Annotated in this window: 11 protein-coding genes; all 11 read left to right on the forward strand. The window is 70.4% G+C overall.

Features of this window, described 5'->3' with window-relative positions:
* The first annotated feature begins 227 nt into the window (after positions 1 to 227).
* On the forward strand, positions 228 to 1532 hold the full coding sequence (locus tag AC2CHG_RS26800) for a HEAT repeat domain-containing protein (protein ID WP_269696721.1): 1305 nt from the start codon (positions 228 to 230) through the stop codon (positions 1530 to 1532).
* Between the two features lie 88 nt (positions 1533 to 1620).
* Complete coding sequence (locus AC2CHG_RS26805) at positions 1621 to 2265, forward strand: DUF6073 family protein (protein WP_128137189.1); 645 nt, start codon at positions 1621 to 1623, stop codon at positions 2263 to 2265.
* 67 nt (positions 2266 to 2332) lie between these two features.
* Positions 2333 to 3193 (forward strand): SRPBCC family protein, encoded by an 861-nt coding sequence (locus tag AC2CHG_RS26810; RefSeq protein WP_484525843.1) that lies wholly within the window; start codon positions 2333 to 2335, stop codon positions 3191 to 3193.
* Between the two features lie 68 nt (positions 3194 to 3261).
* The gene (locus AC2CHG_RS26815; RefSeq protein ID WP_262014308.1) at positions 3262 to 3975 is read left to right on the forward strand and encodes a winged helix-turn-helix transcriptional regulator; all 714 of its coding nucleotides are present in this window, start codon (positions 3262 to 3264) and stop codon (positions 3973 to 3975) included.
* A gap of 37 nt (positions 3976 to 4012) precedes the next feature.
* Positions 4013 to 4480 carry a YdeI/OmpD-associated family protein gene (locus tag AC2CHG_RS26820; RefSeq protein WP_262014296.1) on the forward strand — a complete coding sequence of 156 codons (468 nt, stop codon included), beginning with the start codon at positions 4013 to 4015 and terminating at the stop codon, positions 4478 to 4480.
* A gap of 237 nt (positions 4481 to 4717) precedes the next feature.
* Positions 4718 to 5761 carry an SRPBCC family protein gene (locus AC2CHG_RS26825; protein WP_262014297.1) on the forward strand — a complete coding sequence of 348 codons (1044 nt, stop codon included), beginning with the start codon at positions 4718 to 4720 and terminating at the stop codon, positions 5759 to 5761.
* A gap of 34 nt (positions 5762 to 5795) precedes the next feature.
* Positions 5796 to 7049 (forward strand): cytochrome P450, encoded by a 1254-nt coding sequence (locus AC2CHG_RS26830; protein ID WP_484525844.1) that lies wholly within the window; start codon positions 5796 to 5798, stop codon positions 7047 to 7049.
* A 127-nt stretch (positions 7050 to 7176) separates the two neighbouring features.
* Entirely contained in the window at positions 7177 to 8097 is a 921-nt protein-coding gene (locus AC2CHG_RS26835; protein ID WP_262014299.1) for an ATP-binding cassette domain-containing protein, read from the forward strand.
* Complete coding sequence (locus AC2CHG_RS26840; RefSeq protein WP_135239627.1) at positions 8094 to 8942, forward strand: ABC transporter permease; 849 nt, start codon at positions 8094 to 8096, stop codon at positions 8940 to 8942. Before AC2CHG_RS26835 ends, AC2CHG_RS26840 begins: the two co-directional genes overlap by 4 nt.
* 42 nt (positions 8943 to 8984) lie before the next feature.
* The gene (locus AC2CHG_RS26845; RefSeq protein ID WP_262014300.1) at positions 8985 to 9746 is read left to right on the forward strand and encodes a sulfotransferase family protein; all 762 of its coding nucleotides are present in this window, start codon (positions 8985 to 8987) and stop codon (positions 9744 to 9746) included.
* A gap of 136 nt (positions 9747 to 9882) precedes the next feature.
* Complete coding sequence (locus AC2CHG_RS26850; RefSeq protein ID WP_484525845.1) at positions 9883 to 10296, forward strand: MBL fold metallo-hydrolase; 414 nt, start codon at positions 9883 to 9885, stop codon at positions 10294 to 10296.
* Positions 10297 to 10302 lie beyond the last annotated feature (6 nt).

The following is a 10302-nucleotide window of genomic DNA, read 5'->3' on the forward strand; positions in this document are numbered from 1 at the left end:
GCGAGGTGCCGGGCCGTGATCGCCGCCCAGGCGGCGGCGCGGCCGGACATCTGCGGGAGGGACGAGCGCGGTACGGACGTGGGCGTGTAAGCCACCATCGGAGCCCCCGATCGCTACATGTACTGACAGCTTAGGGAGGGATGGAAAGGCGTGAGAAGTGTCCAGGTTCATTTTTCTATAGCGTCGTCGATGTTGAGCCTGACGGAACCGACCGAAGGGAATGCGAGATGGCGATCGACCTATGCAACAAGTCTCCAGTGTCCGCCGACGGTGAGGTCCGGACGTGGCCGCAGGAAACCGCGCTGCTCGAGGATCTCGGCACCGAGCAGCGCGACGCGCTCAACTTCGCGTACCGCACCACCCTGAGCAACGTGGATCCCCGGCTGGTGGCCGGCGACCCGGCGGCGTGGGCGAGCGACTTCGGCTACGCCCTCAACCGGGTGGCGATCCGGCTCGACAACCGCACCAACGACGAGCTGCGGCACGACGCCCTGCACCACGCCGACCCGGCCATGCGCGAGCAGGCGATGTACGAGTACGCCGACCGCGACCAGGCCGACGCCTTCGAGCTGCTGGAGCAGGTCGTCCGGCACGACACCAACCGGGAGGTGCGGTGGGACGCGCTGTGGGCGATCGAGAAGCTGGGCGGTGCCCAGGCGATCTCGACGCTGCAGAAGTTCCTCGGTGACGCCGACCCGGAGATCGCCGAGTGGTCCAAGCTGTTCATCAGCGAGCTGCAGAGCGGTGACCCGTCGTTCGACGGCCGGGACGCCCTCTACACGCCGGGCCGCACCTTCGACGAGACCATCTACCTGCTGATCCACTGTGACCTGTACGTGCGTCTCGACGAGTCGAACACGCACTGGGGCAAGATCTCGCTGGCCCCGCAGGGCCTCGCGCGGATCTACGGCCAGGCCCACGCCTGCCCCAACGTGCAGACCCGCGAGCGCCAGCTGGTGATCGCCAAGACGATCTCCGGCCTGCACGCCGACGGCTCGCCGCACTGCGACAACTACCTGTTCCGCGGCTTCACCGACCGGACGCGCCGCGACCGGGGCAACTTCTTCTTCGAGTCGCTGGTGCCGCGGACGTTCTTCAAGTCCGGTCGCGCCGACGACCCGAGCGAGGGCGTGCGCAAGGCGAACATCGGCTTCGCCCGGTACGGCACCTGGCACCTGGAGCCGAAGTTCCAGATCCGCGAGGAGGCCGCGATCCGCTACGTCCGCGGCCGCTTCCAGGGCTGGGGCTACGTGAACCTGGCCCGCATCGCGGGCCGCTCGATCGAGCAGGTCCTCACCCCGGGCAACGGCGTGCTGTCCACGCTGCACGACCCCGAGGTCGGCCCGATGACCAACGCCTTCATCCTCGGCACGTTCAAGGGCAAGCTGAACGACTGGGACGGCGACGGCCGCATCGACATGAACTCGCGTGACGTGTACTCCACCGTCGACGGCGAGATCGACTCCGACCAGGACGGCGTCGCGGACGAGCCCGGCCTGACCTGCTGCGACCACACCACGCTGATGCCCTGACGGGCGAGGCACCCCGCATCCGTTCCCACGATCCATGCGATGCGTCCGGGCGGCCGAGGCCGCGCCGAACTCTCAGGAGGAGAAGACAATGACAGCCCCCGCCAGCAAGCCCTCCGTGATCTACGGCCGGCCGGTTCCCACCGACGGCGTCCCGAACCGGTACGTCGGCACGGAGGTCAAGCCGTGGACGCCGCCGGTCCCCGGCATCGACAACCTCGGCATCACCTCGGTCGACACGTTCGCCGTGCCCGGCGTCGGCGAGTACACAGTGCCGTTCGAGGGCTACGTCCGGGTCGTGCGCTCGGAGCCGACCTCCGAGGACTGGGCGACCGCCGAGGTCTACACGAACCTGATCGAGATGAAGATGACCGGCAGCTGCGAGGAACTCGGCGAGATCACCGTCACGCTGAACCCCGACTGCCTGTCGACCGGTCAGATCCGCACCCCCTTCGACCCGTACGCCGGTGAGGGGCCGTCGGCGAAGGCCTGCCGGATGGCGGTCGGTGCCATCTTCGACATGCCGAAGCTCGGCCTGAAGCTGATGAACAAGGAACCGATCATCCTGACCATCGACGACGTCCGGCAGATCCCGCCGGCCGGCTCGCCCGGCAAGGGCCAGATCTACCGGATGCTGCCGCTGCACGACACCCGGTACCCGGAGAAGGACCCGGTGGCGTACGTGACCAGCCTGCGGTTCACCATGGGCGGTTACCTCGCCAAGGACGCGATGTAGCAGTGAGATGGACGCGGGCCGGACGCGACATGGTCCGGCCCGCGCTCGCTGGCCGGGAGGAGAGACGATGGACGACCACAGGGGTGACCGGGGTCGACGGCTTCTCGGCGCGCCTCCGGTCCGGACGGCGATCACCGTGCCGGTCGGCGTGGACGAGCTGTGGGCGGCCCTGACCGACCCGGTCCGTCTCGCCGCCTGGTTCGGCACCACGCGCGGCGACTGGCACGTCCGGACGCCGTGGCGGATCGACTTCGGCGACGGTGACTTCTTCGTGGTCACGCCGGTGCGCGTCGTCGACGACCGGCTCATCGAGTTCACCTGGTCGTTCCTCGGCGTCGGGCCCGAGCAGCACATCACCTGGCGGGCCGAGCCCACCGCCGGCGGCGCGCGGCTCACCGTCGAGGACGCCGACCCGGTGCGGCCGCCGGCCGAGATCGAGCAGATGCGCGCCGGCTGGACCGACTTCCTGCAACGACTCGACGGGTACCTGCGCACCGGACGCTCGACGCGCTACGACTGGCGGTCCGACATCGACGGCTCGGTCGACCTGCCACCGGGCTGGGACGCGTTCGAACCGTCGCTGCTCTACCGGTGGCTCCCGGTGGCGAGCGACGGCTTCCGGCCCGCCTGGTTCTTCGTGGTGGACGCCGACGGGCCACGTCGTTTCCCGCTCGACGACTGGTCGGTGCGGGAGGGGACGGTGACGTTCACCGTGCAGATCACCGAGCGCGGCGCCGGCACCACCGCCGAGCTGGCCCTGCACCGGCTGGCCGACCGTCAGCGGCTGGAGTTCAGCCACCAGGGCTGGCGCCATCTCGGGCTGCCGGACACCCGTGCGCACGCGCTGCGCCGCCGGTTCGCCGCCGCCTGGACGGCCGCCGCGGACTGCGCGCGGGAGCTGGCCCGCCTGTCGGTACCGCCCGGGTAGGCGGTCACTCGCCGCCACCACATTGTCATGCAATACTCAAGTAGCATGACAGCCGGAGGGTGGACGAAGTGAACGGGGCCCGCGGGAAACGGTCGTATGACCAGCAGTGTGCCCTCGCTTACGCATTGGATGTGGTGGGCGAGCGGTGGACCTTGCTCGTCATTCGCGAACTACTGCACGGCCCTCGTCGCTACAATCAGTTACTGGAAGCGCTACCCGGTATCGGCACCAACCTGCTCGCCGCCCGGCTCGCCGCGCTCGTCGACGCCGGCCTGCTGACGCCCACCGAACCCCGCAAGCGCACCGGTGGCTACCAGCTGACCGACCTGGGCCGCTCGCTGCACGAGCCGATCCTCGGGCTGTCCCGCTTCGGGCTGGCATACGCCGCGGGGCACGAGCTCCCCACCGGGTCAACGGTACGCGCGTCCTGGGCCGTCCTCGCCATCGAGGCCATGGTGGACGACGCACGCACCGGCGAGATCGACGAGAGCTACGAGTTCCGGGTCGACGACGAGATCTTCCACGTCGACGTGCGGGCCGGTCACGCCGAGGTCGTCGCCGGGCCGGCCGGCGCGCCGTCGCTGACCGTCCGCACCGACGCGCGCAGCTTCTTCAGCCTGGGCATGCGGCAGCTCGACCCGATCGAGGCGCTGGTCAGCGGGCAGGTCGCGGCGGTCGGTGTGCCGGCGGCGGTCACCCGTTGCCTGCGGCTGCTCGGCATCACCCCCGACGTGGCGGTTTCCACGGACCGGCTGGCCGACGTGGGGCCCGCCCCGGTGTGACGCCGCCGGTCCGCGGACGAGAGGTGAGGGAGCGCAGATGAGCGAGACGTTCGGCGGCACACTCGTGTGCGAGCAGGTCGGGGCGTGGACCTATGTCACCGTCCCGCCCGCGATCGCCGGCCGGCTGGGCACCGCGGCGCGGATCCCGGTGACCGGCCGGATCAACGACACGCCGTACGCCGGCTCGGTGATGACCGGGCCGAACGGCAACCGGTACATCGTGGTCAACAAGACCGTACGCGCCGCCGCCGGGGTGGAGGCGGGAGACGACGTGCGCGTCACCCTGGAACCGGACACCGAGGCGCGCACCGTGGAGGTGCCCGACGACCTGACCGCCGCGCTCGGCGAGCATCCCGACGCCCAGGCCTTCTTCGCCACGCTGTCCTACTCGCGGACCAAGGAGTACGTCACCTGGATCACCGGCGCCAAGCGGCCGGAGACCCGGGCCCGGCGGATCACCCAGGCCGTCGAGCTGCTCGGCGCCGGCCGGGTGCTCAAGGGCTGACCCCGGGGGGATCGGCGCGCTGCGCAAGTTGCGAGAAGCGGCGAGACCCCCGGCCTTCCTACGATCGGCGTACGCGTTCCGGCCCCGGACGGCGGCACGCGACGCACCTGATCCTGACTCCCACGCACCGATCGACGCCACACCGGCGGCGACCGGTGATCAGTGGTGCCCGTCAGCGGCCCGGTGAGCGTCCGCCGTCCTCGAGCCGGCCCAGGTCGCACCCCAGGGAGGCAGACCGTGTCCGTCGAATCGGCAGAGCTGAACGGAGCACACACCACGGAGACGTCCTGGCCGGACTTCGCCGAACTCGAACCGTCGCGGGCCCTGGACACCTTTCCACCGCTCAACGCGATCCAGGCCCGCTCCATCGTGCAGGACCGCTGGGAACGCCTCGTCGCGGTCGTCGAGATCCCGAACCCGATCGAGCGGGTCTGGCAGGCGCTCACCACGCCGGAGGAGATCCGCTCCTGGCTGGCGCGGTGCCGGGGCTCACTGACCGCCGTCGGCAGCGACGTCCTGCTCGACTTCGAGGACGGCGAGTTCTTCCACTGCCGGCCGCTCGTGGCGGAGCCGCCGCGTGACGGCCACGCCGAGCTCAAGTACTTCTGGCGCTGGGTCGGCGTCGGACCGGCCACCCGGGTCGTCTGGGAACTGGACGCCACCGGCGACGGCGGCACCCGGATCACCGCGACCGAGGAGGCCCTGAACTCACCGTCGGACTGGCGCGGCTGGAACGGCAACGGCTGGCCGGGGATCCTCGACCAGCTCGCCGGCTACCTGCGTACCGGCACGACGTGGCGCTGGCCGTGGCGGCGGATGGGCCCGTACGTGCAGATCGAGCTGGAGTCCACGCCGTACGACGCCTGGGAGCTGCTGACCAAGCCGGAGTCGCTGCGCTACTGGTTGCAGCGCCGCTTCGGCACGTTCACCGACGGCGACAAGCTCACGCTGATCATGGGTGACGCCAGCGGCGTGGTGGAGATGTCGGTGCACCGCCACGTGGAGCCCAACCAGCAGTTCCCCTCCTACCTGCCGTGGCTGGAGTTCGGCCTGCGCCGGGCCTCGTGGCCGGTCGAGCTCAACGGCAAGCTCTACATCGAGCCGGCCGGCGTGGGCCGCAGTCTCTTCCAGATCTTCGTGGACAACTGGGAGAACCTCCCGGCCGAGCTGCAGCGCGAGGAGCGCGAGATCATCTGCGGCTTCTTCCGCGACTCGATGGTCCGGGCGCAGAACCTGACCTCGCCCCGGCCCTCGCCGTCGCACCAGCACGGCTGGACCTGACCCGCGTCGTCACCCTCCGAGGAAGGCAGCTGCGATGACCCTGTCCGACCAGGTCGAGACCGGGGCGCCGGACGCCCTGATCCAGCTCATGTCGCCGGCCGCCGCCGCCGACCCGTACCCGATCTACTCCTGGCTGCGCGAGGCCGCGCCGGTCTACCGCAGCCAGTTCGGCGCGTACCTGGTGAGCCGGTACGCCGACGTGCAGTACGTGCTCAAGCACGCCGAGGTCTTCCCCGGCGCGCACCCGGACGCGATGGCGCAGATGTTCCCGCAGGCCGTCGAGCACGAGGCGTACGACGTGCTGGTCAGCTCGCTGGTGGGCAGCAACCCGCCCAAGCACACCCGGCTGCGCAAGCTGATCGGGCACGGGTTCACCAGCCGCCGGGTGGCCGACATGCAGGCCTCCATGGAACGGTGGTCGGACCGGCTCGTCTCGGACGTGCTGGAGCGGCTGGTCGACGGGGCCACAGTCGATCTGCACACCGACGTCTCGGTGCCGATGCCGATGCACATGATGTCCGACCTGCTCGGCATCCCGGAGCCGGACCGCGAGTCGCTGGCCCGCAACGTGCCCGAGATGATGAACGTCGTCGACCCGGCCGCGACACCTGACGCGGTCCGGCGGGCCGACGAGGCGTTCCGCGAGCTGGGCACCTACTTCGACGCCATGATCGCGCAGCGCCGCCGGGATCCGCGGGACGACCTGGTCTCGGCGCTCGTGCAGGTGCGTGACGCCGAGGACGGCAGCCTCGACGACGCCGAGCTTCGTACCCTGCTGTTCACCCTCTGGTCGGCCGGCTTCGAGACGACTGCCACCGCCATCGACAACGCGGTGTTGCTGCTGCTGGAGGACCCCGGGCGCGGACGCTGGCTGGACACCGAGGACGGCACCCGCAGGTTCGTCGAGGAGACGCTGCGCTTCGAGTCGTCGGTGCAGGTCGCACCCGGCCTGCGCTTCACCGGCGCGGACGTGGAACTGGGCGGGGTCGTTGTTCCACAGGGGTCCCAGGTGCGGCTGCTGATCGGGTCCGCGAACCGGGATCCGGAGGCGTTCCCGGACGCGGACGTGTTCGACCCGGGCCGCACCGGTCCCATGCCGCTGAGCTTCGGCGCCGGCATCCACTACTGCCTCGGCGCGGGTCTGGCCAGACTGGAGATCGCCGTGTTGCTCCGCCGGCTGCGCGCCGCCGCTCCCGGGCTGGTTCTGGCCGCCCCGCCGGTGCGGCGGCGCACGATACCGCTCCGCGACTTCGCGTCGCTGCCGGTACGGCTCCGTCAGCTCGACTGACACTACGCGAAACGCAAGCTCGATAACTGCGCGAAAATATAGCGGATGATAGGGTGTCGCCATGGCGGACGCGATCAGAGCGCGAGACATCAGCAAGCAGCTAGGCAAAAGTAAGGTTGTCAGCGCCTTGTCGCTGGACGCCGCGCCCGGCACTGTGGTGGGCCTGCTCGGCCCCAACGGCGCCGGCAAGACGACGACGGTGCGGATTCTGTCCACTCTGCTGCGGGCCGACTCCGGCACCGTCGAGATCTACGGCGTCGACGCGGCGAAGCAGCCGGGGCGGGTCCGTTCGATGATCGGGCTCACCGGCCAGTTCGCCGCCGTCGACCCGGTCCTCACCGGCCGGGAGAACGTCGAACTGGTGGCCCGGCTCTACCGCATCGGCCGGGCCGAGGCCCGCCGACGCACCGGTGAGGTGCTCACCCGCTTCGGTCTGGACGAGGTCGCCGACAAGCAGGTGAAGACCTACTCGGGCGGCACCCGGCGACGGCTCGACCTCGCCACGAGCATCCTCATCCGCCCGCGCGTGCTCTTCCTCGACGAGCCCACCACCGGCCTCGACCTGGAGTCACGGCTCGGGTTGTGGACCGAGATCGAGATGCTGGTCCGTGAGGGCACCACCGTCCTGCTGACGACGCAGTATCTGGACGAGGCCGACCGGCTGGCGAAGACGATCACCGTGCTCGACAAGGGGCGGGCGGTGGCCCAGGGGACTCCGTCGGAGCTGAAGTCGCGCGTCGGCGGAGACCGTGTGGAGTTCGTCCTGGAGGATCCCTCCCGGCTCGACGACGCGGTCGCCCTGCTGCGGGCGCCGGGTGCCGAGGAGCCCGTCGTCGACCGGCCGCTGGCGCAGATCACCGCGCGGATGGGCGACGATCTCGTCCGGGTCGCCGACGCGCTGAACCGGCTGGCCGACCACGACATCCGGGTGGCGACCCATGTGGTCCGGCGCCCCACCCTCGACGACGTCTTCCTGGCCCTGACCGGCAGCCGCGCCGCCGCGGCCGGCGCCGCCACGTCGTCCGCTCGGAAGGGAGAGGGCAAGTGACCGTCGACGAATCGACGACCCGGCAGCGGGACACCCCCACGCCGGCGTGGGAGGCGCCGCCCGAGCGGCGGGGGCCCGGCTGGTTCGTGGGTGACGTCCTGCTGCTGGCCGGCCGCAACATCCGGCACATGCAGCGCCGCCCCGACCAGCTGATGGCGGCGATCCTGCAGCCGATGATGTTCTTCATCCTCTTCACCTATGTGTTCGGCGGCGCCATCTCGGTGCCGGGCGGCGACTACAAGCAGTTCGTGCTGCCCGGCGTCTTCGGGCAGATCGTCGTCTTCGGCGGCATCGCCGGCATGTGCGTGGGCATCGCGGAGGACCTCCGCAACGGCATGATGGACCGGTTCCGCTCGCTGCCGATGAGCGACAGCGCGGTGCTGATCGGCCGCACCCTGGCCGAGACCTTCCGCAACCTGATCGCGCTCGTGGTCACCGGTGCGGTCGGGTACGCCTTCGGGTTCCGGCTGCACGGCACGTTCCTGCAGGTGCTGGCGGGGATCGGCGTGCTGCTGCTGTTCGGCTTCGCGCTCTGCTGGGTGCTGTCGATCGTGGGCGTCACCGCCTCCAGCGCCGAGGGTGCGCAGAGCACCGCGATGCCGTGGATGTTCCTGCTCGGCTTCGTCAGCTCGGCGTTCGTGCCGTCCGAGTCGATGCCCGGCTGGCTGCGGCCGTTCAGCGACAACAGCCCGGTCACGCTGACCATCAACGCGGCGCGCGACTACTTCAACGGCGTCTCACCGGGCGGGGACGCCCTGGCGTCGGTCCTGTGGTCGCTCGGCCTGCTGGTGGTCTTCGTGCCACTGGCGACGGCACTGTTCCGCAAGGCCACGGCGCGCACCTGACGGTGGGGGTCGACCCGGCGATCGGCAGGAGGAACCCACGACATGGAGGTCATCGGCGTCGGCTTCGGCCGTACCGGCACCGCCTCGCTGCGGGAAGCTCTCAACATTCTCGGGATGGGTCCCACGTACCACACGAAGGAGATCCTCAAGGACCCCGCCCGGCTGGCCGACTGGCAGGCGGCTGTGGGCGGGGCCGACGTGGACTGGGACCAGGTGTTCGCCGGCTACCGGTCCACTGTCGACTGGCCCGCCGCGGCGTTCTGGCGCGAGTTGGTGGAGCGGTACCCGGAGGCGAAGGTCATCCTGACCGTGCGCGATCCGGTGCAATGGCACCGCTCGTGCATGCGCACCATTTTCATGGCGTACCGGCAGGATCTGTTCAGCCGCCTCCTCGTCCCCGCCATGCAGTTGCCGCTGCGGGCCCTCGATCGGCGTTTCGGTGCGTTCAACGAGATCTTCGACGGTGTTTTCCGCCGCCATTTCGGGGACGGGCCGATTCAGGACGAGAAATACGCCGTCGAGGTGTTCGAAAAGCACATCCGCGACGTCCAGGAATGCGTTCCGGCTGAGCGCCTCCTGGTTTATCGAGTATCGGAAGGATGGCCCACCTTGTGTAAGTTCCTCGGTGTGGGAGTGCCCATCGTCGCCTTCCCGCACGACAACGACCAGGATGCCTTCCAGCGGGACAGCCGGCTGTTCGTCACCCGCGGCCTGGCCCGCATGGTGACCGGTCCGGTGCGCCGCGCGGTCGGCCGGTTCCGGCGGACGCAGGACGCCCCGGAGGCGGCCGGCCAGAACCGCTGAGGCCGCCGTCCCGGTCGTCCCGCCGGCCGCTGCGGCAGTCCGGTCGTGTCCGGCGCTGCCGCCGCGGCCGGCCTTCGGCCTGCATTCGTCCGGCCGACCCGTTTGCACGATCCCTGCGACCGGACCGGGAGTGTCGATGGACAAGGAACTCGAGGACTACGCGGACCGCGCCTGGCGCGGTGACGAGCCGCTGTTCGCCTACTACAAGGGTGAGCTTCGCCGGGACGGGCTCCGCCTGATCGACGACGGTGTATGGATGTGGGCGGCGACCGGCAACGTCTACGTCTTCGAGACGGCCGACGGCCTGGTCCTCTTCGACACCGGCGACCGCAACACCGCGGCCGCGCTGCACGAGGCGGTGCGGGCACGCAGCACCGCGCCGGTCGTCACCGCCGTCTACTCCCACGGCCACATCGACCACGTCCTCGGGCTGTCGCCGTTCGAGGCGGAGGCCGCCGAGCGCCCCGCCCCCGGCATCTCGGTCGGGGCGCACGGGGCCGTGCCGGTGCGGTTTGGCCCGTACCGGCTGCCCGCCGGGGTCAACCCCTGAGTACAC

Source organism: Micromonospora sp. ATLC20 (genome assembly GCF_057196585.1).

Bases quoted from the DNA above. Each gene is read 5' to 3' on its own strand.
- AC2CHG_RS26810 (WP_484525843.1), top strand. From the start codon at position 2,333: ATGGACGACCACAGGGGTGACCGGGGTCGACGGCTTCTCGGCGCGCCT.
- AC2CHG_RS26830 (WP_484525844.1), top strand. From the start codon at position 5,796: ATGACCCTGTCCGACCAGGTCGAGACCGGGGCGCCGGACGCCCTGATC.
- AC2CHG_RS26850 (WP_484525845.1), top strand. From the start codon at position 9,883: ATGGACAAGGAACTCGAGGACTACGCGGACCGCGCCTGGCGCGGTGAC.
- AC2CHG_RS26845 (WP_262014300.1), top strand. From the start codon at position 8,985: ATGGAGGTCATCGGCGTCGGCTTCGGCCGTACCGGCACCGCCTCGCTG.
- AC2CHG_RS26800 (WP_269696721.1), top strand. From the start codon at position 228: ATGGCGATCGACCTATGCAACAAGTCTCCAGTGTCCGCCGACGGTGAG.
- AC2CHG_RS26805 (WP_128137189.1), top strand. From the start codon at position 1,621: ATGACAGCCCCCGCCAGCAAGCCCTCCGTGATCTACGGCCGGCCGGTT.
- AC2CHG_RS26820 (WP_262014296.1), top strand. From the start codon at position 4,013: ATGAGCGAGACGTTCGGCGGCACACTCGTGTGCGAGCAGGTCGGGGCG.